Genomic DNA, 25,530 nt, shown 5'->3' on the forward strand with positions numbered 1-25,530 from the left:
GCCGTAAGGGCGGAAGGGGCTCGATGGCCAAGTACTAATTAATTTATGACCAACACCGAAAAAAGCACTAAGCAGTAGTTAGTTCAGTTCCTACCTGGGAAAGTAAAACAATGCAAAATTGCAAATAGAAGCGACAGCCACCCTACAGCAGGATATTCAGAAACCACTTCCGGATGATACCCAAAGAACAAGAACTTATCGTTATAGACAATATCCAAATACGGAACCACAAAGAAGCCATTTAAAATCAAGAACAAAGAAAGCCTTGCCGTATTCAGGTGCTCGCCGGACAGTCGCAACTTCAACCAAAATATGGCCAGATACCCGACAATCACAATCACCGAGAATACCCAAACAACCACTGCGTGCTACTCCCTGTAGTCGAAGCACGCAGCCTAGGTCATGACCCCCGGGTAATATGTAGGGCAATTCCCAAAATTGTTACAGCGATGAAAATTGTCTTTGGGACATAGCGTCTGAAGCTAAAGGGTCAAAAACTGCCCTCACTCCATGCGCACCATCATCTCCCCACACTTCTCCCCCGCATGCTGGGCCAGAATCCTGATCGCCTCGTGCACACCACTGAGGGTTCGCACTGTCAGTTGCGGCTCAGCAACACTGCCCTCGAAGCTGTCGTTATTGACCAGTACTTCACCCAGGATCTCAAGGGTCCAGAGGTAATGGCGTAGTTCTTCAGCGCGGTCATAGGTAGTCATAAACAACTCCCTTTGCCCCTTTGGAAGCAATGAGATAGAAGAGGGAGGCAGAAAATCTGGACAGATTGAAGGCGTGCATAAATTCAACTCCATTGAAAAATGAAGCTACCGTTTCGCGACCAAACGAAGGGTGGCAGCTGTGCGAAGGTTGGTCGACCGGCGGAGTTGACACCGGCACACCCGAGGGTGTCCTGCGCACAGCCACCATAAAACGAAACTGCGAGCACAAAAAAAGCGCCTGCAATTGTCAATGGGGCGCTGTTGCGCCAACTCCAAAACGGGCGACCAAACCCGGTCGCTGAATTTGCAGCGACAAGGCGAACGATAACGTCATGCCGACACGCTAGCAACCAGAAAGATCAAAGGCATCGCGGGACCAGACCGCTCCCACAGATGTCCGTGATGCCACCTCCTCTGTGGGAGCCGGCCTTGCCGGCAATGGGCTGCGAAGCAGACCCGCTCAATCACTCTTCTTGCCTGGACTAGAAAACAGCCCTGCGGCCTGTAACAAATTTCGGAACCATCCTACATACCCTCCAGCGCTCTAAGACTAGGCTGCCCAACTCGACATCAAGCCAAGAATGGCCAACAGGTCTACGTGGAGCTAGAAGAATGATCCCCTGGCTTTACACAGTCAGCGCCATCATCGGTGTCATCATCGCCTACTCACTTAGAGCACGCCTGTCTCGCGCAAACATAAGCGCCGCGACGGTACTTATCTGCCTGTGCTTCAACCTGTGCTTTTTTGCACTCAACTACAAAATAATCATCGAACGATGCTTCGTACTGTACGGGTGCTTACCTGACCTGCAACAGCAGCACCCCGCTATCCGCTGGATTTGTGCCGCCTGCCTGTTGCTTCACTGTTTCGCAAGCCCGGTAGGGTGGGAACCCAAGCGGTGGTTCTCAACAAAATGATGCTCCCACGGACTCTGTCGCCGGCCTTGCCGGCGATAGGCCTCAATCCAATCGATTGCTGGCACCACCAGCTTGCATGTAGCCGCTGCCGCCAGGCTGCGCTCGCCTGCAACGCAGGCGTCGCTTTACAGGGAGCCCTGCAGACTCCAGCGCAGCCTGACGGCAGCGGCTACAACCCGTGTGCAAGGCAATTCCCCTGATGTTTGGAGGGCACAGATGAATGCAACAACACCACCAATCCAGACAACTGGTATTGACGTGGTATCTAAGTGGTATTAGATTTTCCAGACCACTTCCCATCGAAGCCTTGCCATGTCCGCGTTGACCGCCCTGCGCCCTGACGACACCCTGGCCACCCCGCTGTACCTGCAATTGGCCCGCAACCTGGAACAGGCGATCCACGCCGGCCAGTGGAGCGCCGAGCAGGCACTGCCCTCCGAGCGCACCCTCAGCGAAGCCCTGGAAATCTCCCGGGTCACCGCCCGCAAAGCCCTCGAAGTGCTACTCGAACAAGGCCTGATCCGCCGCATCCAAGGCTCCGGCACCTTCATCACGCCACGCCTGGAACAACCGCTGTCACGCCTGTCGAGCTTCAGCGAAATGCTCCGCATGAAAGGCTTCACACCCAGCTCCCAATGGCTGGAACGCAGCATCCGCATGCCCTCGGCCGAAGAACTGATCCGCCTGAGCCTGTCGCCCACCGAACAGGTCGCCCACCTCAAGCGCCTGCGCAAAGCCGATGAGATCGTCATGGCCGTGGAGTACAGCACCCTGCCCGCGCGCCTGCTGAGCAACCCCTTCAGCATCGGCGACTCGCTCTACGAACACCTCGAGCAGATCGGCAAACCGGTGGTACGCGCCCTGCAACACATTCGCGCCATCAACGCCAGCGCCGACATGGCCGCCCGCGTCGGCATCGAGCCCGGCACTGCGATGCTGCTGATGACCCGCGTCGGCTACCTCGAAGACAACACCCCTATCGAGCTGACCGACACCTATTGCCGTAACGACTACTACGACTTCGTCGCCGAACTTCGGCGCTGATCCCCGCGGAGCCCCCATGAGCGAAGCCAATATCCTCACCCCCACCGGCTGGGTGCGTGGCCACCTGAGCCTGCACGACGGCCGCATCGCGCAGATCGACGGCCAACCCTGCAACCCCGATGACAACGACCTGCCCTACATGCTGCCCGGCTTCATTGACCTGCACGTGCACGGCGGTGGCGGCAGCGACATCATGCAAGGCCGCGAAGGCTTCGACACCATCGCCCGCACCCACGCGCGCTTCGGCACCACTTCGCTGCTGGCCACCACCATGACCGCACCGAAGGAAGAACTCACCCAGGTACTCGGCGAGCTCGGCAGCTACGCCCGCCAACCGCGCAGCGACGGCGCCCGAGTGCTCGGCGTACACCTCGAAGGCCCGTACATCAACCCCGGCAAACTCGGCGCACAACCGAACTTCGCGCACCAGGCGCTGCTCGAGGAAGTCGAGGCGTATCTGGACCTGGCGCCGATCAAGGTGATCACCATCGCCCCGGAAATCGCCGGCCACCTGCCGCTGATCCGCCACCTCAGCGAACGCGGCATCCGCCTGCAACTGGGCCACACCCTGGGCAGCTACGAAGACGGCGTCGCCGCCCTCGAGGCCGGCGCCACCAGCTTCACCCACCTGTACAACGCCATGAGCCCGCTGGCCCACCGCGAGCCCGGCATCGTCGGCGCCGCGCTGGCCCATGCGCAATACGCCGAACTGATCCCCGACCTGCTGCACGTGCACCCCGGCGCCATCCGCGTGGCCCTGCGCTCGATCCCGTGCCTGTACTGCGTAACCGACTCCACCGCCGCCGCCGGCATGCCCGATGGCGAATACAAGCTGGGCAGCCACACCGTCACCAAATGCCTGGGCGGCGTGCGCCTGCCCGACGGCACCCTGGCCGGCAGCACCCTGACCATGGACCAGGCGCTGCGCAACCTGGTGAAGATCGGCCTGCCGCTGGCCGAAGCCTCGCAGCGCCTGTCGCAGTTCCCCGCCGACTACCTCGGCATCGAAGAGCGTGGCCGCCTGCAAGCAGGCAGCTGGGCCGACACGGTCACCCTCGACCGCAACCTCAACCTGATCGGCGTGATGGTCGAAGGAGTAGCGCTTTGAGTTCCAAGATGCTTGAAGAAGCCCTGGCCGCGGCCAACGTGGTCGAACACCAATTGCAGCGCAACGAAGGCCGCTGCATCGCCCTGGCCGAACAACTGCGCGAACTGAACCCGCAGGTAGCCCTGACCGTTGCCCGTGGCAGTTCAGATCACGCCGCCAGCTACTTCGCCTACCTGACCATGCAGCAACTGGGCTTGCCGGTGGCCTCGCTGCCGATGTCGATCGTCACCCTGCAGCAATCGCCAATGCGCGTTCAGGGCCAGGCGGTGCTGGCGTTCTCCCAGTCGGGGCAGAGCCCGGACCTGGTCGACAGCCTGCGCGCCCTGCGTGCACGCGGCGCCACTACGCTGGCGCTGGTCAACGCCGAAGGCTCGCCGCTGGAGCAAGCCTGCGAGTTCACCCTGCCATTGAACGCCGGGCCGGAACTGAGCGTTGCCGCCACCAAGAGCTTTATCGCCACCCTCAGCGCCAGCGCCCAACTGGTCGCCCACTGGAGCCAGGACCCGACGCTGCTCGAAGCAACCCATGCCCTGCCCCGGCACCTGAACGAAGCGGCTCAGCAAGACTGGTCCCTGGCCATCGACACCCTGCGCGACTGCGAGCGGCTGATGGTGATCGGCCGTGGTGCCGGCTTCGCCATCGCCCAGGAAGCCGCGCTGAAGTTCAAGGAAACCTCGGCCATCCAGGCCGAAGCCTTCAGCAGCGCGGAAGTGCGTCACGGCCCGATGGCGCTGATCGATGAGCACTACCCACTGCTGGTGTTCGCCCCGCGCGGCGCCGAACAGGCCGGGCTGCTGCAACTGGCCGACGACATGCGCCAACGCGGCGCCCGCGTGCTGCTGGCAGCACCTGACGATATCGCCCAACGCGACCTGACCCTGAGCTGCGCCGCCCACGCGGCCCTCGACCCGTTGCTGGCGATCCAGAGTTTCTACGTCATGGCAGCCGGCCTCGCCGAAGCCCGTGGCATGGACCCGGATCAGCCACGTCACTTGAGCAAAGTGACCCGTACTCACTGAGTCGCCGAGGAGCCTCGCATGCACGACAACAAAAACATCACCCTCCATGCGCCCCTTGAAGGACCGCTGCTGCCCCTGGATCAGGTGCCCGACCCGGTGTTCGCCGGCGGCACCCTGGGCGACGGGATCGCCATCGACCCGCTCAACGACTGCCTGCATGCGCCCTGTGCCGGCACCATCATTCATATCGCTCGCACCCGCCACGCGATCACCCTGCGTGCCGAGAACGGCGCCGAAATCCTCATGCACATCGGCCTGGACACCGTGCAGCTGAAAGGCGAAGGTTTCACCCTGCTGGTCGAACCCGACAGCCAGGTGGTGCGCGGCCAGCCGTTGATCCGTTTCGACCTGGACTACGTCGCCCAGCACTGCACCAGCCTGATCACCGTGATGCTGCTGAGCAACAGCGACCAGTACCGTTTGCTGCCCTGCACCACGCGCCCGGTCACCCTGGGCCAGGCCGTGCTGGAAGTTGAACCGAAAGCGGCTGCCGCCAAGAGCAACACCGGTGACAACGCCGGCCAGACCGTTCGCGGCCGCGTGCATATCGCGCATCAAGGTGGCCTGCACGCACGTCCGGCCGCCCTACTGCGCCAGACCGCACAAGGTTTCAAAAGCCGCTCCGAGCTGCATGTCGGTGACCGCGTCGCCCCGCTCAACAGCCTGGTGGCGATCATGGGCCTGGGGGTCGGCGAGCAGGATGAAGTCGAAATCGTCTGCACCGGCCCCGACAGCGAACACGCCCTCAAGGCCCTGCTCGCGGCCGCCGCCACACCGAGCGTGGGCGAGCACGCCCCGGCATCCGCCGCTGTGCAGCTCAAGCCCAAGGCCAATCATGAAGCCGGTGTGCTCAATGGCGTCTGCGCTTCGCCGGGGCTAGCCAGCGGGCCACTTGCGCGCCTGGATGGCGTGCGCCTGCCGGACGACCCAGGAAACAATGAGCCCGGCCCGCAGCACCAGGCCCTGGACGCGGCGCTGAGCGCCGTCAAGGCCGCCATCGACGCCGACCTGCAGCACCTCAAAGGCAAGCATGGCGATGCCGCCGAGATTTTCGAAGCGCACCTGGCCCTGCTCGATGACCCGTCATTAGTAGAGGCAGCCCATCAGCACATCGAGCACGGCATCGCCGCCAGCCACGCCTGGAGCCAGGCCATCGACGCCCAGTGCACGATCCTCAAGGCCCTCGACAAGCCACTGCTGGCCGAGCGCGCCAACGACCTGCAAGACCTCCAGCAGCGAGTGCTGCGCGCCCTGCTCGGCGAACGCCGGGAGCTCGACCTGCCGCCCTCGGCGATTGTCGCCGCGCATGAGCTGACCCCCTCGGACCTGCTGTTACTCAGCCAGCATTCGATTGCCGGCCTGTGCATGGCGGCCGGTGGCGCCACCTCCCATGTGGCGATCCTCGCCCGCGCCCGTGGCCTGCCGTGCCTGGTCGCGCTGGGTGCTGATTTGCTTGCGCTGGCGCCGGGCCAGGTGCTGGTGATGGACGCCGAACAAGGCCACGTGGAGACCGCACCATCAGTTGATCGCCTGCATGAAGTCGAGCTGGCCCGCCGCCAACTGGCCGAGCGACGCAAGCAGCAGCAAGCCGCCGCCCAAGTCAGCGCGCGAACCCGTGACGGTCGAGTGATCGAGGTCGCGGCCAACGTGGCCTCTGCCAGCGAGGCCGCTGATGCGCTGACCCTGGGCGCTGACGGCGTCGGCCTGCTGCGCACCGAGTTCCTCTTCCTCGACCGCCACACGGCGCCAGACGAACAGGAACAACGCAGCGCCTATCAGGCCGTGCTCGACGCCATGGGCGAACGCCCGGTGATCATCCGCACCATCGATGTCGGCGGCGACAAGCAGCTCGACTACCTGCCGTTGCCGGTCGAAGCCAACCCGGTGCTCGGCCTGCGCGGTATCCGCCTGGGCCAGGTGCGCCCGGAACTGCTCGACCAGCAACTGCGCGCGCTGCTGCAAGTCAGCCCGCAGCGGCGTTGCCGGATCATGTTGCCGATGGTCAGCGAGGTGGACGAGCTGCTGGAGATCCGCCAACGCCTGGACCGTCTCGCGGCTGAACTGGGCATCAGCGAACGCGCCGAACTTGGCGTGATGATCGAAGTGCCGGCCGCCGCCCTGCTTGCCGAGCGCCTCGCCGAACACGCCGACTTCTTCTCCATCGGCACCAACGACCTGTCGCAATACACCCTGGCCATGGACCGCGATCACGCCGGCCTGGCCGCGCGGGTCGACGCCCTGCACCCGGCATTGCTGCGCCTGATCGACCTGACCTGCCAGGGCGCCGCGCGCCATGGGCGCTGGGTCGGCGTGTGCGGGGCACTGGCCTCGGACCTGCTGGCGACGCCGGTACTGATTGGCCTGGGGGTCAGCGAACTGTCGGTCAGCCCGCCGCAAGTGGGTGAGATCAAGGCGCGCATCCGCCAACTGGACACCAGCGACTGCCGCGCCTTCAGCCAGAAGCTGCTCGGCCTTGCCAGCGCCCAGGCAGTGCGTCAGGCCTGCCGCGACTTCGGCATTCGCGAAGTACATACCCGCACCTCCACCCTCACCACAGAACAATAACGGAGCGCCTCCATGTACCAGCACTTCATACAGGGCCTGCAACGGCTCGGCCGCGCCCTCATGCTGCCCATCGCGATCCTGCCGATTGCCGGCCTGCTGCTGCGCCTGGGCGATACCGACCTGCTGAACATCGCCGTGATCCACGATGCCGGCAACGCGATTTTCGCCAACCTGGCGCTGATCTTCGCCATCGGCATCGCTGTCGGCTTTGCCCGCGACAACAACGGCACGGCGGGGCTGGCCGGGGCCATCGGCTACCTGGTGCTGGTCGCCACGCTGAAGGTGATCGACCCGCATATCGACATGGGCATGCTCGCCGGGATCATCTGCGGGCTGCTCGGCGGCGGGCTGTACAACCGCTTCAAGGACATCAAGCTGCCGGAGTACCTGGCGTTCTTTGGCGGGCGGCGCTTCGTGCCGATTGCCACCGGGCTGTCGGCGGTGGCGCTGGGGCTGGTGTTCGGCCTGGTCTGGCCGTCGGTGCAGAACGGTATCAACAGCCTCGGGCAGATGATGCTGGAAAGCGGCAGCATCGGCGCGTTCTTCTTCGGCGTGCTCAACCGCCTGCTGATCGTGACCGGGCTGCACCACATCCTCAACAACCTGGTGTGGTTCGTCTTCGGCAGCTTCCAGACTGCCAGCGGCGTAGTCACCGGCGACCTGACCCGTTACTTTGCCGGCGACCCGCAGGCCGGGCAGTTCATGGCCGGGATGTTCCCGATGATGATCTTCGGCCTGCCGGCGGCGTGCCTGGCGATGTACCGGCATGCGTTGCCGGGCCGGCGCAAGCTGATCGGCGGGATCCTGCTGTCGATGGCGCTGACTTCGGCGCTGACCGGGGTGACCGAGCCGATCGAATTCGCCTTCATGTTCCTCGCGCCGTTGCTGTACCTGATCCATGCGGTGCTGACCGGGCTGTCGATGGCGATCTGTGACCTGCTGAATATCCGCCTGGGCTTTACCTTCTCTGGCGGGGCCATCGACATGGCGCTGGGCTGGGGGCGCTCGACCAATGGCTGGATGGTGTTCCCGCTGGGGCTGGCGTATGCGCTGGTCTACTACTTCGTTTTCGACTACTGCATTCGCCGCTTCAACCTGAAGACGCCGGGGCGTGAAGAGCAGCCGGCAGCGGAAGATGTCGCCGAGAACAGCACGACGCCACGCGGTGGCCGCTATATCGAGGCGCTGGGTGGCGCGGCCAACCTGTTGTCGGTGGATGCCTGCACCACGCGGCTGCGGCTGCTGCTCAAGGACCGTGGCCTGGCGCAGGATGGCACCTTGAAGGTGCTGGGTGCGATGGCGGTGGTGCGCCCGGGTACGGGGGGCAGCTTGCAGGTAGTGGTCGGGCCGATGGCGGATGTGATTGCCGACGAGATTCGTGCGCAGTTGCCGCACGCGCTGGTGGCCCAGGCGCCGGTGGCGGTGGTGGTCGCGCCGGTGGCGGCGATGCCGGCCGAGGAATGGCTGGAAGCGCTGGGTGGGCGGGACAACCTGTTGAAGGTGGAATGCGTAGCGCTGACCCGGGTGCGGGTTGAGCTCAAGGATGCCGACAAGGTGGCGCGGGCGCGCTTGATGGCGCTGGGTTGCCTGGGTATCAGCCCGCTGGCGCAGGGCACCTGGCATTTGTTGCTGGGGGATCGGGCGCCGGCGTTGAGCCAGGCCCTTAAAGGTTGAATTCAAGAGCATCGCCGGCAAGGCCGGCTCCCACAGAGATAGCAGGTGCACTTCAGTTCCCTGTGGGAGCCGGCCTTGCCGGCGATGAGGCCCCAAATGCCCTGTAAAACCACAAGGCAAAAAAAAGCCGCAACCCCGATAAAGGGTTGCGGCTTTTTTATCAGCCTTTAGAAGTCCGCCAACTGCCAGACTTCATACGCCGGCGTCTCATAAGGGTGACTGAGCTTCAGCGCCGCAACGACCTGTTTAATCAGCTCATCCGCTACCACCAGCTCCACCCGCCATTCTTCAACCTGCTCGAGCACCCCGCTCTGCCCGATAAACGGCTGGCTGCCGTCCAACGGGCGGAACTGGCCCTGGCCCAACACCTGCCAGGCACAGCAGTCGTAGTCGCCGATGCGTCCGCCGCCAGCGGCGAACACAGCGGTCTTGACCACTTCCACATGGCTCGGCGGCACGAAGAAGGCGAGCTTGTACACCCTTAGTTCACCCACGCCCGCGCGTTGCGGAACATGCGCATCCAGGCTGCATCTTCGTTCCAGTCATCCGGACGCCACGAGTTCTGCACGGCGCGGAATACCCGCTCCGGGTGCGGCATCATGATGGTCACGCGACCGTCGCGGCTGGTAAGGCCGGTGATCCCGCGCGGCGAACCGTTCGGGTTGGCCGGGTAGGTCTCGGTGACCTTGCCATGGTTGTCGACGAAACGCAGTGCCACGCAACCGGACAGATCGGCCTCAAGCAACGCCACGTCGCTTTCGAACTCGGCATGACCTTCGCCGTGGGCGATGGCGATCGGCATGCGCGAACCGGCCATGCCCTGCAGGAAGATCGAGTTCGAACGCTGTACTTCAACCATTGCCACACGGGCTTCGAACTGCTCGGAACGGTTGCGCACGAAGTGCGGCCAGAACTCGCTACCCGGGATCAGCTCGTGCAGGTTGGACATCATCTGGCACCCGTTGCACACACCCAGGGTGAAGCTGTCGATGCGCTCGAAGTACTGCTGGAACGCATCACGGGCACGGCTGTTGAACAGTGCCGACTTGGCCCAGCCTTCACCGGCACCCAGTACGTCGCCGTACGAGAAGCCGCCGCAGGCTACCAGGCCCTTGAAGTCGTTCAGGTCAACGCGACCGGCAAGGATGTCGCTCATGTGCACGTCGATGGCATTGAAGCCGGCGCGGTCAAAGGCTGCAGCCATTTCGACCTGGCCGTTGACGCCCTGCTCACGCAGTACCGCCACTTGAGGGCGGATGCCCTTCTTGATGTACGGCGCCGCGATGTCGTGGTTGACGTCAAAGCCCAGCTTGACGCTTAGGCCCGGGTTGTCTTCTTCCAGCAGGCCATCGAACTCCTGATCGGCGCAGTCGACGTTGTCGCGCAGACGCTGGATCTGGTAGCTGGTTTCAGCCCAATCACGTTGCAGCAGGCGGCGGTCGCCACGGAACAGCTCTTCGCCCTGGAACTGGATCAGCACTTCGCTGTTGTTGAGCGGCTTGCCGATCACTGCAACGCAGTCTTCGCCCAGGCCGGCAGCGCTGAACTGTGCCAGGACATCTTCGGTAGAGTCCTGACGTACCTGGATCACCGCGCCCAGCTCTTCGTTGAAGAGGATGGCGGAGATTTTCTCGCGTTTGCTGGTCAAGGTGTCCAGCTCAAGGCTCAGGCCGCAGTGACCGGCAAAGGCCATTTCGACTGCGCTGACCAACAGGCCACCGTCGGAACGGTCGTGGTAGGCCAGCAGGTGACCGTCGGCGTTCAGGCCCTGGATCACCGCGAAGAAGGCCTTGAGGTCTTCGGCGTTGTCGACGTCCGGTGCCTGGTTGCCCAGCTTGCCGTGGGTCTGCGCCAGGATCGAGGCGCCCATGCGGTTCTGGCCACGGCCCAGGTCGATCAGGATCAGGTCGGTGTAGCCCCGGTCCATGCGCAGTTGCGGGGTCAGGGTCTTGCGGATGTCAGTGACAGGCGCAAAACCGGTCACGATCAGCGACAGCGGCGAGGTCACGGTTTTCTCGCGACCTTCATCTTCCCAGCGGGTTTTCATGGACATGGAGTCCTTGCCCACTGGAATGGTCAGGCCCAACTCAGGGCACAGTTCCATGCCCACGGCCTTGACCGTGTCGTACAGACGCGCGTCTTCACCCGGGTGACCGGCAGCGGACATCCAGTTGGCCGACAGTTTGATGTCGGACAGCTTGCCGATGCGCGAGGCGGCCATGTTGGTCAGGGTTTCGCCGATTGCCATGCGGCCCGAGGCCGGGGCATCGAGCAGGGCCAGCGGGGTACGCTCGCCCATGGCCATGGCTTCACCGGTGTAGACGTCGAAGCTGGTGGCGGTGACGGCAACGTCAGCCACCGGCACCTGCCATGGGCCAACCATCTGGTCACGGGCTACCAGGCCGGTGATGGTGCGGTCGCCGATGGTGATCAGGAAGCTCTTGCTGGCCACGGCCGGGTGATGCAGCACACGCTGGACCGAATCGCTCAGGTCCAGCCCGCTTGGGTCGAAATCATCGCCCAGTTCTGCTTCACGGGTCACCGAGCGGTGCATGCGTGGCGGCTTGCCCAGCAGTACTTCCAGCGGCATGTCCACCGGGCTGTTGCCGAAGTGGCTGTCGGTAACGGTCAGGTGCGGCTCTTCGGTGGCTTCACCGACTACCGCAAACGGGCAACGCTCGCGCTCGCAGATGGCCTGGAAGCGCTCGAAATCGGCAGCATCAACGGCCAGAACATAACGCTCCTGGGACTCGTTGCTCCAGATTTCGTGCGGGGCCATGCCCGGTTCATCGTTAGGAACGTTACGCAGTTCGAAGCGACCACCACGGCCACCGTCGTTGACCAGTTCCGGGAAGGCGTTGGAAATACCGCCGGCGCCGACGTCATGGATGAAGGCGATCGGGTTGTTGTCACCCAGCTGCCAGCAACGGTCGATGACCTCTTGGCAGCGACGTTCCATTTCCGGGTTTTCGCGCTGAACCGAAGCGAAGTCGAGGTCGGCGGAGCTTGCGCCAGTGTCAACCGAGGATGCCGCACCGCCGCCCAGGCCGATGAGCATGGCCGGGCCACCGAGGACGATCAGCTTGGCACCGACGGTAATCTCGGCTTTCTGCACGTGATCTTCGCGGATGTTGCCCATGCCGCCAGCGAGCATGATCGGCTTGTGATAGCCGCGCACTTCTTCGCCGTGCGGGGTATTGATCGATTGCTCGAAGGTACGGAAGTAGCCCGTCAGCGCCGGACGGCCAAACTCGTTGTTGAACGCCGCGCCACCGAGCGGGCCTTCAATCATGATGTCCAGCGCGGTCACGATGCGATCAGGCTTGCCGTACGTCTGCTCCCATGGCTGTTCAAAGCCCGGGATCTGCAGGTTGGAGACGGTGAAACCGGTCAGGCCGGCTTTCGGCTTGGCGCCACGACCGGTTGCACCTTCGTCACGGATCTCGCCACCGGAACCGGTGGAGGCACCGGAGAACGGCGAGATGGCGGTCGGGTGGTTGTGGGTCTCGACCTTCATCAGGATGTGCACCGGCTCCTTCACCGCGCCGTACTGGCGGGTATCAGGATTCGGGAAGAAACGACCGGCCACCGAACCGACGATCACCGAAGCGTTGTCCTTGTAAGCGGACAGGACGCCTTCGCTGTGCATCTGGTAGGTGTTCTTGATCATGCCGAACAGGCTTTTATCCTGGCTTTGGCCATCTATATCCCAGCTGGCATTGAAGATCTTGTGGCGGCAGTGCTCAGAGTTGGCCTGAGCGAACATCATCAGTTCGATGTCGTTCGGGTTGCGCTTGAGGCCCTGGAAGCTGGTGACCAGGTAATCGATCTCGTCTTCGGCCAGGGCCAGGCCCAGGTCGATGTTGGCTTTGACCAGCGCCGCGCGACCGCCACCGAGGATATCCACGGAGGTCATCGGCTTGGGCTGGGCATGGCTGAACAGGCCGGCAGCCTCTTCCAGCTTGGCCAGGACGATCTGGGTCATGCGGTCGTGCAGCACGTCGGCGACGTTGCCTGCATCGGCTTCGCTCAGCTCACCGCTGACGTAGAAGGCGATACCGCGCTCCAGGCGCTTGACGTTTTCAAGGCCGCAGTTGTGGGCGATGTCGCTGGCCTTGCTCGACCAGGGCGAGATGGTGCCGAATCGCGGCATGACCAGGAACAGGCGGCCCGCAGGCTCCTGCACTGGTACGCTCGGGCCGTACTTGAGCAGGCGCGCGAGCACTTGCTGTTGGTCGGCGGTCAGTTCGCCGTCAACCTCGGCGAAATGAGCGAATTCAGCGTACAAACCACTAACAGCGGGGACTTTCTGGCTCAGTTGCTCGAGTAATTTACCGTGGCGAAAGGCAGAAAGGGCAGGAGCGCCGCGCAGGATCAACATCGTCGGGACAGCCTCAGGAAGGGGGTGTGCTTAGAGGCCGTGCATTCTAGCCTAAACCGCTGCCGACAGCACTCGAAACGCTGCATCCGAGGCAGGCCGAATGTCGGTAAGCCCATGCAAGCCACTCAAATGGCTGATAAAGCCTGGCACTGAAGGGATAAAAGCCCCTGACGCGTGGTCATATCGGCTTTCGTGCTACCAGACAAGCTATGCATTGTCGAGATATGGCAGGTCAGGTCCTTTGCGTATACTGCACCTTATGTTTGCCCAGACAGCTTTGCGCCAGCGCTGCGCCAAATGGCTCATCGCAACCGGACTCTTCCTGATGCTCGGTGCCTGTGTTGAAAAACCCAGCACCCTGGAGCGTGTAAAGGAAGACGGTGTGCTGCGCGTGGTGACCCGCAACAGCCCGGCCACCTACTTCCAGGACCGTAACGGCGAAACCGGTTTCGAATACGAACTGGTGAAGCGTTTCGCCGACGATCTGGGCGTGGAGCTGAAGATCGAGACCGCCGACAACCTCGACGACCTGTTCAACAAGCTCGGCCAGCCTTCCGGCCCGGTGCTGGCGGCGGCCGGCCTGGTCAGCAGCGAGCAGCGCAAGGCCCAGGCGCGGTTCTCCCACCCCTACCTTGAAGTCACCCCACAAATCATCTACCGCAACGGCAAGTCGCGGCCTACCGATGCCGGTGACCTGGTCGGCAAACGCATCCTGGTGCTCAAGGGCAGCAGCCATGCCGAACAGCTGGCCGAGCTGAAAAAGCAGTATCCGAAGCTCGAATACGAAGAATCGGACCAGGTGGAAGTGGTCGACTTGCTGCGCATGGTCGATGAGGGGCAGATCGACCTGACCCTGGTCGACTCCAACGAACTGGCGATGAACCAGGTGTATTTCCCCAACGTGCGGGTCGCCTTCGACCTGGGCGACTCCCGTGACCAGCGCTGGGCGGTGGCGGCGGGTGAAGACAACAGCTTGCTCAACGAGATCAACGAATTCCTCGACAAGGTGCAAAAGAACGGCACCCTGCAACGCCTGAAAGACCGCTACTACGGGCATGTGGATGTACTCGGCTATGTCGGCGCCTACACCTTTGCCCAGCACTTGCAGCAGCGTTTGCCCAAATACGAGAAGCACTTCCGTACCTCGGCCAAGGTCGAGCAGGTGGACTGGCGCTTGCTGGCGGCCATCGGTTATCAGGAGTCTATGTGGCAGCCTGAAGTGACCTCCAAGACCGGCGTGCGCGGCTTGATGATGCTCACCCAGCGCACGGCGCAGGCCATGGGTGTGTCCAACCGGCTCGATCCCAAGCAGAGCATCACCGGCGGGGCCAAGTATTTCATGGTGGTCAAGCGTGACCTGGATGACGCCATCGAAGAGCCGGACCGCACCTGGTTTGCCCTGGCAGCCTACAACGTGGGCGGCGGGCACCTTGAAGATGCGCGCAAGCTGGCGAAGAACGAGGGGCTGAACCCGAACAAATGGCTGGACGTGAAGAAGATGCTGCCGCGCCTGGCGCAGAAGCAGTGGTACAGCAAGACCCGCTATGGCTATGCCCGTGGCGGTGAGCCGGTGCATTTCGTCGCCAACATCCGGCGATACTACGACATCCTGACCTGGGTGACCCAGCCACAGCTGGAGGGCAACCAGGTGGCTGAAGGCAACCTGCATGTGCCGGGGATCGACAAGACCAAGCCGACCGAGCAGCCGCCACAGCCTTGATCAACCCTGCTGGCCTTTCCTCCTGTAGGCAGTTTTCAGCTTTTGGCGCGGCGGGCCTTGAAGAATTCACTCAGGATCGTCCCGCACTCCTGCGCCAGCACCCCACCCTCAAACAGCACCCGATGATTCAGGAAGCCCTGGGTAAAGAACTGCCCCTGGCTCTGCACCACCCCGGCCTTGGGTTCCAGCGCGCCATACACCACGCGGTTGATCCGCGAATGCACGATCAGCCCTGCACACATGCTGCACGGCTCCAGCGTCACATACAGTGTGCTGCCCGGCAGCCGGTAATTGCTCGCCGCCTGCGCCGCCGCCCGGATGGCCACCATCTCGGCATGCGCACTCGGGTCGCTGCCGCTGATCGGGCAGTTGAAACCGCGCCCGATCACCTCGCCATGCTGCACCAGCACCGCACCCACCGGCACCTCGCCCAGGGCCGCGCCCTGCGCTGCCAGTTCCAGGGCCAGGCGCATGAATTCCTGGTCGCGGCTGCGATCAATGATTTGTGGCTGACGCATCACGCTACCTCGATCGCTGCCATCAGGCCGGTTTCCATGTGATCGATCACGTGGCAATGGAACATCCAGGTCCCCGGGTTATCCGCCACCAACGCCACCTGGGCACGCTCGTTCTTGCCCAGCAGGTAGGTGTCGGTGAAGTACTGCTCCTCGAAGGTCCGGCGGTTGGAACTCAACACCTTGAAACTCATGCCGTGCAGGTGGATCGGGTGCTGGTACTGGGTCATGTTCTTGAGCTCGAAGATGTAGCTCTTGCCCTTCTTCAAGGTCGCAATCGGCCGGTCGGCACAGGTCTTGTCGGTGATGTCCCAGGCCTTGCCGTTGATCTGCCAGAGGCTCGGCGGCTTGCCGTTCTCGGTGTTCACCGACACCGAGCCGACCCATTCGAAATTGAAGTTGAGCTTTTCGGCATTGGCCAGGTCGGGCTCGGCAATCGGGTTGGCCGGCAGCGCTGGCGGCCACTCGCCCGGGGCCTCGCTGCTGGCCACTGCACGCAGGGTGCCCAGGCGAACCGAACCATCACGCAGGGACACCTCTTCCCCCGCCAGCGGCATCCGGATCGCCAGGCAGATGCGCATGCCAGGGCCCAGCCAGTAATCCTTGCCCAGCGGGCGTGGGGTAACCGGGTTGCCGTCCAGCGCGTAGATCTTCGCCTCGAAGTTGCCCTTGAGGTTGATCCGGTAGGTCAGGGTGTTGTCCAGGTTCAACAGGCGCACCCGCACGATCTGCCCGGCCGGCATGTCGACCACCGCATCCGGCTGGCCGTTGATGGTGATCAGGCGCCCCGCCGTACCGCCGCGGGCGGCTTCACGCGGGATGCTGAACTCGACGAAGTTGCCCTGCTCATCGACGTGCCAGTTTTTCAGGCTGAGGGTGCGCTCGTGCTTGAAGCCGGTCGGCTCGCGCTCTTCGACAATCAGCGGGCCGACCAGGCCACGGCCCAGCTCCTCGCTGCTGTTGACGTGCGGGTGGTACCAGTAGCTGCCGGCATCCGGCACGCGGAACTGGTAGTCGAAGTACTCGCCCGGCAGCACCGGTAGCTGCGAGACATAGGGCACACCGTCCATTTCCAGCGGCAGGCGGATGCCGTGCCAGTGGATGGTGGTCGCCACCGGCAGCTTGTTGATGAAGCACACCCGCAGCCAGTCACCCTGGCGTGCGCGCAACTCGGTGCCCGGCGCCGATGGGCCGAAGGCCCAGGCCTCGGTCTTGTGCCCTGGCACCAGCTCGACGTCGAGCGGCGCAGCGATCAGTTCGTAGTCATGCCCTGCCTGATCGTCTTCCACCTTGCCCAGCCAGTAACGGGCGGCGCCACCGGCGCCCAGGCCAACCACCACCAGGCCGGTCAGCCCCTTGAGCATTTGTCGACGGGTAAAAGACATCGGAGCAGGTACCTCTTGATGCGAAAACAGCCTGCCAGCGGCCCCCCGGGCCGTGGCGATGAGGCGAATACGATACACCTGCAAATGCGAAAGATTAAGTGAAGAGTTGCCGCACCTAGGGCTGTAGAACCCCCGGCGGCGCCAGCGATGGGTCCAGGTAGCGATAGGGCAACGTGCGGGTCTGGATGGCCAGCCGCCAATCGGCGCGCACCACGCCGTCGGGGTTGCCCATGGAGGACGCGAAGTACTCGCCCGGGTCGGGGGTCATGTTGGTTGCCTGGCCGACCCCGGCATCGACGATTCGCAAACCCGTGACATTCTTCAACTGGGCCAGGCCCGGCACGCCCTTGTAGCGGCAAACGTGGGTGTTGCCGACCAGCGCCACCCACTTGCCACGCCCGGGTGCAGCCTGCCGTGGGCGGATTACCCGGCTGGCGTAATAGCTGAATATCTTCTGGCGCAGCGTGCCACTGGTCATGTCCAGGCCATCAAGGCGATAACTGGCGGCGCAATCGAGCGCACGTACGCGGATGGCCCGCTTTTGTGCGGTCTTCACCAACTGCATGTAGGTGTACTCGCCCGTGGGGTCGGTGTGATGACCGACATCCAGGTCGCGCAAATAGTCTTCCAGGGCATGGGTCATGTTGCCGGTGCGCGCGAACAGGTCCAGGTCAAGCTGGTGCAGGTCGCTCATGAGGTGCTCGAGGTACAACGTCTCGACGCCGTTGCGGGCCATCGCCTGCATGTTTTCCATGAGGAAACGCTTGCTGGCGATGGAGGAATGCGCCTCCCCCACCACCACGCCTTCGGCCTCATCGAACAAGCGCCGGAAGGCAACCGTGGCCGGCAACTCCAGGTCGGGATAGTACAAACCGGTGCGGGGCAAGGTGGTCGGTAGCCTGTCGATGAACCTTGTCGCATCTGCCAGCAGCTCTGCGCGCAGGCGCTCAAGGTTGTCCTTGACCTCGTTGAGCGGCGACTCCGGGAAATAGTAGTCACCGCTGAGCATGCGCCGGAACTCGTTGCTCAGCAGCTGGCGTGTCGAGTCACGCGCCGCCAGCGGTACTTCGTAGTTTGCCAACGGGGTGCTGAAGGCATATTCCATGGGGATTTCGACGGGGGCCACCTGGGCAGTACTCTGGTTTGCCCCGCCGCCCCGCAGGTTGGCACCCTCGACCTGCTCCCACTCCAGCTGGCTGTTGAGCCGGACCGGGTAGTTGCCGTTGAAAGAGAACGGCCGCTCAGGGTCGACCACTAGCCAAGACTGCAGCGACGCATCGAAGCGAACCCGGTAGACCATCCCGTCCAGGTGAATGTATTGCCCGCTTTCAAGGACAAACACCCCTTGCGCATCCACCACCGGTGGTACTGGAAGCTCGGCCGGCAGGCTGACCTGAAGCGGCTCCAGCGCCTGCGCCGACGGCCAGGCTGCCGGTATCAGCAGGGTCAGGTTCAGCAGCAACTCGACACCGCCCATGATCGCCCCAATCAACGCCGCCTTGCGCTCGGCGGTGCTGTGCGCGCGAAACGCCTGCTCGATGTTCAGGCCCAGGTTGGCCGTGCCAGCCACCACGACCACCAGCGCCACCGGCCAGGCCAGGGCTGCCATGGGCCCTACCAGGCGCAGGCCGACTGAAAGGTAGCCAATCCACAGTTGTTTGCGCAGGTCGGCATTGGAGCGCAGCAGCAGATCGGCCTGGGTCAGCATCTGCTGGTGAACGCCATCACGCAGCCAGGCGCAGGCATCTGCGGAGAGCGGTTTGAGTTCAAGTTTCCTTGCGAAGGCCTTGAGCTGAAGATTGGCCAGCCCCAACAGGGTTTTCTCACGCGCCTGCGCAACCGCAGGTTCGACAATCGCGCAATGGCTCAGCAACCGTTCACGCTCCTGATCGCTGCGTAGCTGTTGCTGCAGCCATTGCTGCAACGAGCGTTCGTCGTCGAAGGCCATGAATGCAGGTGTCGCCCCGGCCAGGTAGAGCATTCGCGCGCCCGACGGCGCGGCAATACACAGTGTGCTGACCAACCCGTGACCTGCCAGGTGCAGCGATGAGACGGTGGTGCCTGCGCGGGCAGTTCGTTCACCGGCAAGCTCGGCGAGGGTCAGGGCCATTGGCTGGTCTACCCCAAGCCCGTCGCAGGCGATCTGCACTTGTTCGCGCGTCAGTCGCCCCGCCTGGTTCGTCGCGATGGCGGATGACAGCGCGGTGATGCGCACCAGGGTGCGCATGTTGTCGGCATCGACCTGCCAGAAATGGCTCAGCGCCTGATGGTAGGCCGCACTGAAATCCACACGCCACAAGGCGGGCAGCACACGCTGCGGCAACAGGCGGATTTCGTTGCGTTCATCGTATTTCGCTGCGTCTGGGCCGTCCCGGTAGAAGCCGCCCCACAGGTTGAGCAGGTCGGCATTGTCCTGGTCGTGGGCGCTGAAGCGGTGCATCAGCAGCTCGGTGAAGGTCATGGACTCGGTCGGAGGGCCAGCGTGCTCGAAACCGTTGTAGGACCGTGAGCTTGAATCGGCGTTGCTGAAGCGATGCCAGTAGAAGGTGTCGGGATCGTCGTGGATGCCCAGTGGTTCAAGCAGGTGGCGGGCAACCTGGTTGGCCATGCGCTGCAGATCGGGAATACGGCCAATGACCGTGCGGGCGAGGGAGTCGAGGGTGGCATGCAATTCGGTTGGTGCAGTATCGGCACTCATCGGTAGTTACCAGGGAGGGTGGAAAACCGCCACTGTGCTGCTGCCACACCTTGCCTGGGCGTTACATATCGCTATCACCAGGTTCACACGAACTGTGGGAGCCGGCCTTGCCGGCGATGAGGCCCTTTGCCCCACAAAAAAGGGCGCCCTGAGGCGCCCTTTCTCGTTACATCATTCCCACTCGATCGTTGCCGGTGGCTTGCTCGACACGTCGTAGGTGACCCGCGAGATACCGTCGATCTCGTTGATGATGCGGCCGCTGACAGTTTCCAGCAGCTCGTACGGCAGGTGCGCCCAACGGGCCGTCATGAAGTCGATGGTCTCCACCGCACGCAGGGCCACTACCCAGGCGTAACGACGGCCATCACCCACCACACCCACCGATTTCACCGGCTGGAACACCACGAAGGCCTGGCTGACCTTGTGGTACCAATCGGCTTTGCGCAGCTCTTCGATGAAGATGTGGTCAGCACGACGCAGCAGGTCGGCGTATTCCTTCTTCACTTCACCGAGGATCCGCACACCCAGGCCCGGGCCCGGGAACGGGTGACGGTAGACCATGTCGTACGGCAGGCCCAGCTCCAGGCCAAGGCGACGCACTTCGTCCTTGAACAGCTCGCGCAGCGGCTCGACCAGCTTCAGGTTCATCTCTTCCGGCAGGCCACCCACGTTGTGGTGCGACTTGATCACGTGTGCCTTGCCGCTCTTGGCGCCAGCCGACTCGATCACGTCCGGGTAGATGGTGCCCTGGGCCAGGAACTGGATGTTGTCCAGCTGGCTCGCCTGGGCATCGAACACGTCGATGAAGGTGCGGCCGATGATCTTGCGCTTCTTCTCCGGATCGGCTTCGCCGGTCAGGTTGCCGAGGAACTGCTCTTCGGCGTTGGCGCGGATAACCTTGACGCCCATGTTCTCGGCGAACATGGCCATCACTTGCTCACCTTCGTGCAGGCGCAGCAGGCCGTTGTCGACGAAGACGCAGGTCAGTTGGTCGCCGATGGCCTTGTGCAGCAACGCTGCAACCACCGAGGAGTCCACACCGCCGGACAGGCCGAGCAGGACGTTGGCCGAACCGACCTGGGCACGCACCTGGGCAATCGCGTCGTCAGCAATGTGCGACGGGGTCCACAGCGCTTCGCAGCCACAGATGTCGAGGATGAAGCGCGAGAGGATGCGACCACCCTGGGTGGTGTGGGTCACTTCCGGGTGGAACTGCACGCCGTAGTAGCCGCGCGTGTCGTCGAACATGCCGGCGATCGGGCAGCTCGGGGTGCTGGCCAGGACGTGGAACTCTTCAGGCATGCGGGTGACCTTGTCACCGTGGCTCATCCACACATCCAGGCCCAGGACGCCATCGGCATCCACGTGGTCTTCGATGCCGTCGAGCAGGCGGCTCTTGCCGACTACGTCAACGCGGGCATAACCAAACTCGCGCAGTTCGGAACCTTCAACCTTGCCGCCCAGTTGCTCGGCCATGGTCTGCATGCCGTAGCAGATGCCGAATACCGGCACGCCCAGGTCCCAGACCGCTTGCGGTGCACGCGGGCTGTTGGCTTCGTGGACAGACTCGGGGCCGCCGGCGAGGATGATCCCGCGTGGGGCGAATTCGCGAATCGCTTCGTCGTCCATGTCGAACGGGTGCAGTTCGCAGTACACGCCGATTTCGCGCACACGACGGGCGATCAGCTGGGTGTACTGGGAACCGAAATCGAGGATCAGGATACGGTGAGCGTGAATATCGAGGGCCATGACTCAATCTCGTCAGTGGTAATCGGAAACGACACGGGGCTGTTGAAAACAGCCCCGCTTACAAGTATTGCCGGGAGCATCAACCTACGCGGTAGTTTGGCGCTTCCTTGGTGATTTGCACGTCATGCACGTGGGACTCGGCCATGCCGGCACCGGTGATGCGCACGAATTCAGGCTTGGTGCGCATTTCTTCGATGTTGGCGGAGCCGGTGTAACCCATCGAGGAACGCAGGCCACCCATCAGCTGGTGGATGATCGCGCTCAGGCTGCCTTTGTACGGCACACGGCCTTCGATACCTTCCGGAACCAGCTTCTCGGCACCGGCCGAGGAGTCCTGGAAGTAACGGTCCGAAGAACCCTGGGCCTGGGACATGGCGCCCAGCGAACCCATGCCACGGTAAGCCTTGTACGAACGGCCCTGGAACAGTTCGATCTCGCCTGGCGCTTCTTCAGTACCGGCGAACATCGAGCCCATCATCACGCACGAGGCACCGGCAACGATGGCCTTGGACAGGTCACCGGAGAAACGGATGCCGCCGTCGGCGATCAACGGGATGCCAGTGCCTTCAAGGGCAGCGGCGACGTTGGCGATGGCGCTGATTTGCGGCACACCGACGCCTGCAACGATACGGGTGGTGCAGATCGAGCCTGGGCCGATACCGACCTTGACGGCGTCTGCGCCAGCTTCGGCCAGGGCCTTGGCCGCAGCGCCGGTCGCGATGTTGCCACCGATGACCTGAACCTGCGGGAAGTTCTCCTTGACCCAGCGAACGCGGTCGATCACGCCTTTGGAGTGGCCGTGGGCAGTGTCGACCACCACCACGTCAACACCGGCAGCAACCAGCGCGGCAACACGATCACCAGTGTCTTTGCCGGTACCGACCGCAGCACCCACGCGCAGACGACCCTGGTCGTCCTTGCTGGCCAGCGGGTAGGCCTTGGCCTTTTCGATGTCCTTGACGGTCATCATGCCCTTGAGGGCAAAGGCGGCATCGACGATCAGGACTTTTTCCAGGCGGTGCTTGTGCAGCAGCTCGCGGACTTCGTTCTTGTCGGCGCCTTCGCGGACAGTGACCAGGCGCTCTTTAGGCGTCATCACTTCGCGGACGGTGGCATCCAGGCGGGTTTCGAAGCGCACGTCACGGGAGGTGACGATGCCGACCAGGTCGCCATCGTGCAGCACCGGTACGCCGGAGATGTTGTTCAGGCGGGTCAGTTCGAACAGGTCACGAACGGTGGCGTCGGCCTCGATGGTGATCGGGTCCTTGACCACGCCAGCTTCGAACTTCTTGACCTTGCGCACTTCGCCAGCTTGCTGCTCGATGGTCATGTTCTTGTGGATGATACCGATACCGCCTTCCTGCGCCATTGCGATGGCCAGACGAGCTTCGGTAACGGTGTCCATGGCAGCGGAAACCAGCGGAATATTCAGTTCGATGCCACGGGTCAAACGGGTCTTGAGACTGACTTCGTTAGGTAGCACCTCGGAGTAACCAGGCACTAGGAGAATGTCGTCGAAAGTCAGGGCTTCTTGGCTAATACGCAGCATCGCGGGGGCTCCCGGGCGGGAAAATGGAAGCGCGCCATTATACTCATCCGCACCCTTTCCCTCAATGCAAAGATAGGCCTTCGGTCAGTTGTCGTCCAACTCGACGTTTACCACGGCCACCGGGTGGTCCAGCCAGTCGGCAAATTCGGCGACAAATTTGCCAGTAAAGCCTGCTGCCGCCCAGTTGTTGAAGATGAACCCCAGGTTGGAAAACGCACACGGCTGCAGGAACAGGAAGCCATTGATGTCGTCTTCATGGCCGCAACGCGGGCAGGTGAAGTTGTCGCTGAGGCTGGGCGTCCACTCCTCCAGGCTGGCGAACAGCTCGACGCCGACTTCTCGGCGGCATTCGGCGCAGCCGGCTTCTTCAAGAAAGTCCTGGGTGGGGGTATAGATGCAGCGCTTGGTGATGACCTCCAGGCCATTGATCGGCTGACCGAAGGGCAGCAGCTGCGGGCGCTCGACCACCTTGCGTGCGCCTTCGGCGATGGCAAAGGCCATGCGATTGCCACTGCGACCGCAGGTGCTGAGCTGCTCCTCGACGATTTTCTCGCGTACCAGCCAGCGCAGGATCGCCCGGGCGCGGGCTTCGTGCACAGGTACGGTGGAAATCTTCGGGACGATAATGCTCTGGGTAGTCATGACGGCGGCCAAACATGTTCAAAAGTGCCAGTTTACCTCACTCAGGTAACGACCGATCAGGGCAATGCCGCTGGCCAGCACCAGCCAGGTCACCAGGCGCACGAAGGCCTCGCGGGACAGCTTCAGGGTGAGCCTGCGCCCGAGCCACAAGCCCAGGGCCATCATCGGCAGCAGGCACAGCGCCAACAACAGCAGCGCCAGGTCGGCATAGACCCCGGCAACCAGGAACAGGCTCAGGCGCACCACCGTGCTGCAACTGATCAGCGCGCTCTGGGTGGCGCGCGCCTGCTCCTTGGACGGCAGCCGTGCATTTAGGTAAAGGGCATATAGAAAGCCGCCGCTGCCGAACAGCGCCCCGAACAGGCCGCCTAGCGTGCCCATGGGCAGCGCCCAGCCGCCGGCGAGCTGCGCCGGCTTGACCTTCACCGCCAGGCTGTACAGCGCGTAGGCGCTGACGAACAGGCCCATCAGCAACAGCAGCAGGTCGGACTTGAGCTTGAGCAGGAACACCACCCCCAGCGTGCAGCCCAGCGCCATGCATGGCAGCAGGCGCAGCAACTCGCTGCGGGCCACGGCCTTGCGCGCGGGCAGCCAGTTGCCGAAGGCGGCGACAAAATCGAGCAGCACCAGCAGCGGGATGATGTGCGACAGCGGCATGAAGTTGATCAGCACCGGGCCGGCCACCAGGGCCGTGCCGAAGCCCGCGATACCGAAGACGATATAGGCCGCGACGATGCCGAGCAGGATGGGCAGCCACTCCAATGCAGTGAATGGGAGCTGGGCGGACAACGTAGAGAGCATCAAGCGAGCACCTGGGTTGGCGGAGGGCAGACGGTCGAACTTTAGCCATTGGCCAGCCATGCCGACTAATATGCAATTCAGCCACCAGCCATCTTGAAACGGCATAGCTCAAATGACCTCTACCCGCCAGTTGCGTTACTTCGTCGAAATCGCCGACAGCGGCAGCTTCAGTGCCGCCGCCGAGCGACTGTTCATTGCCCAGTCGGCGCTGAGCCGGCAGATAAAGGAGCTGGAGAGCCAGCTGGACACCCTGCTGTTTGAGCGCACTGCACGTCAGCCGCGCCTGACGGCAGCCGGCGCGGCGTTCCTGCCAAGGGCGCGGCACCTGCTCCAGGACCTTGAAAAAGCCGAGAGGCTGGCCCGCGAGGTGGGCCAGGGGTTGCGCGGCAGCCTGCGCCTCAGCCACTCCAGCACGGTGCCCCTGACCGGAGTGCTGCTGGCGCGCTTGAGCGGATACCTGCACGCGCATGAAGGCGTGCAGATGGAGATTGCCCAGCAATCTTCGGAGGCACAGCTGGAGGAGTTGGCTGAAGGCCGCCTGGAGGTGGGGCTGTTGCGCCTGCCGGTGCTGCGTCAGCACGAAGGGGTCGAGGTCACGCCATTGTTCGAAGAGCCGTTATTGCTCGCGCTGCCTGAGGGGCATCGATTGGCGGGTGAAGCCTGTGTGGAATTGCGCCAATTACGCGACGAGCTGTTCATCTCGATTCCGCATCGCCAGCGTGGCGGCCTGAGCTACCTGTCGGCCCAGTTGTGCATGCAGGCTGGGTTCTTTCCCAAGGCTGCGCGAGTGGTGTCGCGCAAGACTACGCAGTTGCAGTTGATTCAAGCCGGGTTCGGGGTGGCGCTGCTGCCGGCGAGCATGGGCGATATTGCCCCGGCGTCGGTGCGCTGGGTGCCGCTGGCGGATGCCGGCTGCGTGAGTACGGTGGCGCTGGCGTCGCGCCGGGATGCGGGGGCGCTGGTGCGTCAGTTCATTGAGCATCTGCGGGCTTGAGAGCTGAAGTGCGGTGTTGCACCGGCACTGCCAAGCCCCGGCACATTCCTTT

At 63.3% G+C, this 25,530-nt stretch carries 18 protein-coding genes; 7 read left to right on the forward strand and 11 right to left on the reverse strand.

The genetic code is table 11. From position 1 onward, the window contains the following. Window positions 1-83 precede the first annotated feature (83 nt). Together M5G11_RS19405 and M5G11_RS19410 are read right to left on the reverse strand one after the other, a co-directional pair. Window positions 84-362 carry a hypothetical protein gene (locus tag M5G11_RS19405; protein WP_273911533.1) on the reverse strand — a complete coding sequence of 93 codons (279 nt, stop codon included), beginning with the start codon at window positions 360-362 and terminating at the stop codon, window positions 84-86. A 141-nt stretch (window positions 363-503) separates the two neighbouring features. Then, complete coding sequence (locus M5G11_RS19410; protein ID WP_273911532.1) at window positions 504-716, reverse strand: hypothetical protein; 213 nt, start codon at window positions 714-716, stop codon at window positions 504-506. A gap of 1,230 nt (window positions 717-1,946) precedes the next feature. On the opposite strand from M5G11_RS19410, the gene M5G11_RS19415 reads away from it, so the two are divergent. Genes M5G11_RS19415 through nagE form a run of 5 tightly spaced genes read left to right on the forward strand, consistent with a single transcriptional unit; the run spans window position 1,947 to window position 9,044 of the window. Continuing rightward, entirely contained in the window at window positions 1,947-2,678 is a 732-nt protein-coding gene (locus M5G11_RS19415; RefSeq protein ID WP_273911531.1) for a GntR family transcriptional regulator, read from the forward strand. A 16-nt stretch (window positions 2,679-2,694) separates the two neighbouring features. Beyond that, entirely contained in the window at window positions 2,695-3,786 is a 1,092-nt protein-coding gene (nagA, locus tag M5G11_RS19420; RefSeq protein ID WP_273911530.1) for an N-acetylglucosamine-6-phosphate deacetylase, read from the forward strand. Continuing rightward, the gene (locus M5G11_RS19425; protein WP_273911529.1) at window positions 3,783-4,805 is read left to right on the forward strand and encodes an SIS domain-containing protein; all 1,023 of its coding nucleotides are present in this window, start codon (window positions 3,783-3,785) and stop codon (window positions 4,803-4,805) included. Before nagA ends, M5G11_RS19425 begins: the two co-directional genes overlap by 4 nt. An 18-nt stretch (window positions 4,806-4,823) precedes the next feature. Further along, entirely contained in the window at window positions 4,824-7,370 is a 2,547-nt protein-coding gene (gene ptsP / locus M5G11_RS19430; RefSeq protein ID WP_273911528.1) for a phosphoenolpyruvate--protein phosphotransferase, read from the forward strand. Between the two features lie 12 nt (window positions 7,371-7,382). Next, window positions 7,383-9,044 carry an N-acetylglucosamine-specific PTS transporter subunit IIBC gene (gene nagE, locus M5G11_RS19435; RefSeq protein WP_273911527.1) on the forward strand — a complete coding sequence of 554 codons (1,662 nt, stop codon included), beginning with the start codon at window positions 7,383-7,385 and terminating at the stop codon, window positions 9,042-9,044. A gap of 167 nt (window positions 9,045-9,211) precedes the next feature. On the opposite strand, the gene M5G11_RS19440 is transcribed toward nagE, so the two are convergent. Further along, entirely contained in the window at window positions 9,212-9,523 is a 312-nt protein-coding gene (locus M5G11_RS19440) for a YqfO family protein (RefSeq protein ID WP_273911526.1), read from the reverse strand. Between the two features lie 2 nt (window positions 9,524-9,525). Then, entirely contained in the window at window positions 9,526-13,425 is a 3,900-nt protein-coding gene (gene purL, locus M5G11_RS19445; protein WP_273911525.1) for a phosphoribosylformylglycinamidine synthase, read from the reverse strand. Between the two features lie 259 nt (window positions 13,426-13,684). Between purL and mltF the strand changes: the two genes are divergently transcribed. After that, complete coding sequence (gene mltF / locus M5G11_RS19450) at window positions 13,685-15,145, forward strand: membrane-bound lytic murein transglycosylase MltF (RefSeq protein ID WP_273911524.1); 1,461 nt, start codon at window positions 13,685-13,687, stop codon at window positions 15,143-15,145. Between the two features lie 35 nt (window positions 15,146-15,180). Here the strand turns inward: mltF and tadA are convergent, their stop codons facing one another. From tadA to M5G11_RS19485, 7 genes are all read right to left on the reverse strand, one after another. After that, entirely contained in the window at window positions 15,181-15,663 is a 483-nt protein-coding gene (tadA, locus tag M5G11_RS19455; RefSeq protein ID WP_273911523.1) for a tRNA adenosine(34) deaminase TadA, read from the reverse strand. Continuing rightward, window positions 15,663-17,045, reverse strand: a complete 1,383-nt coding sequence (locus M5G11_RS19460) for a multicopper oxidase family protein (RefSeq protein WP_273911522.1) — start codon at window positions 17,043-17,045, stop codon at window positions 15,663-15,665. The genes tadA and M5G11_RS19460 overlap by 1 nt, the downstream gene beginning before the upstream one ends. A 115-nt stretch (window positions 17,046-17,160) precedes the next feature. Continuing rightward, window positions 17,161-19,743, reverse strand: coding sequence for a membrane-targeted effector domain-containing toxin (locus M5G11_RS19465; RefSeq protein ID WP_273911521.1), 2,583 nt, complete (start codon window positions 19,741-19,743; stop codon window positions 17,161-17,163). Between the two features lie 171 nt (window positions 19,744-19,914). Next, the gene (gene guaA, locus M5G11_RS19470; protein ID WP_273911520.1) at window positions 19,915-21,492 is read right to left on the reverse strand and encodes a glutamine-hydrolyzing GMP synthase; all 1,578 of its coding nucleotides are present in this window, start codon (window positions 21,490-21,492) and stop codon (window positions 19,915-19,917) included. A gap of 79 nt (window positions 21,493-21,571) precedes the next feature. After that, entirely contained in the window at window positions 21,572-23,041 is a 1,470-nt protein-coding gene (guaB, locus tag M5G11_RS19475; protein WP_273911519.1) for an IMP dehydrogenase, read from the reverse strand. Window positions 23,042-23,125: 84 nt separating this feature from the next. Continuing rightward, entirely contained in the window at window positions 23,126-23,683 is a 558-nt protein-coding gene (locus M5G11_RS19480) for a sugar ABC transporter ATPase (protein WP_273911518.1), read from the reverse strand. Between the two features lie 18 nt (window positions 23,684-23,701). After that, window positions 23,702-24,484: a sulfite exporter TauE/SafE family protein gene (locus M5G11_RS19485; protein ID WP_420793820.1), complete on the reverse strand. Its 783-nt coding sequence runs from the start codon at window positions 24,482-24,484 to the stop codon at window positions 23,702-23,704. 112 nt (window positions 24,485-24,596) lie between these two features. On the opposite strand from M5G11_RS19485, the gene M5G11_RS19490 reads away from it, so the two are divergent. Continuing rightward, window positions 24,597-25,478, forward strand: a complete 882-nt coding sequence (locus M5G11_RS19490; RefSeq protein ID WP_273911517.1) for a LysR family transcriptional regulator — start codon at window positions 24,597-24,599, stop codon at window positions 25,476-25,478. The last annotated feature ends 52 nt before the right edge of the window (window positions 25,479-25,530 follow it).

Source organism: Pseudomonas fontis (assembly GCF_028656955.1).
Lineage (GTDB): Bacteria > Pseudomonadota > Gammaproteobacteria > Pseudomonadales > Pseudomonadaceae > Aquipseudomonas > Aquipseudomonas fontis.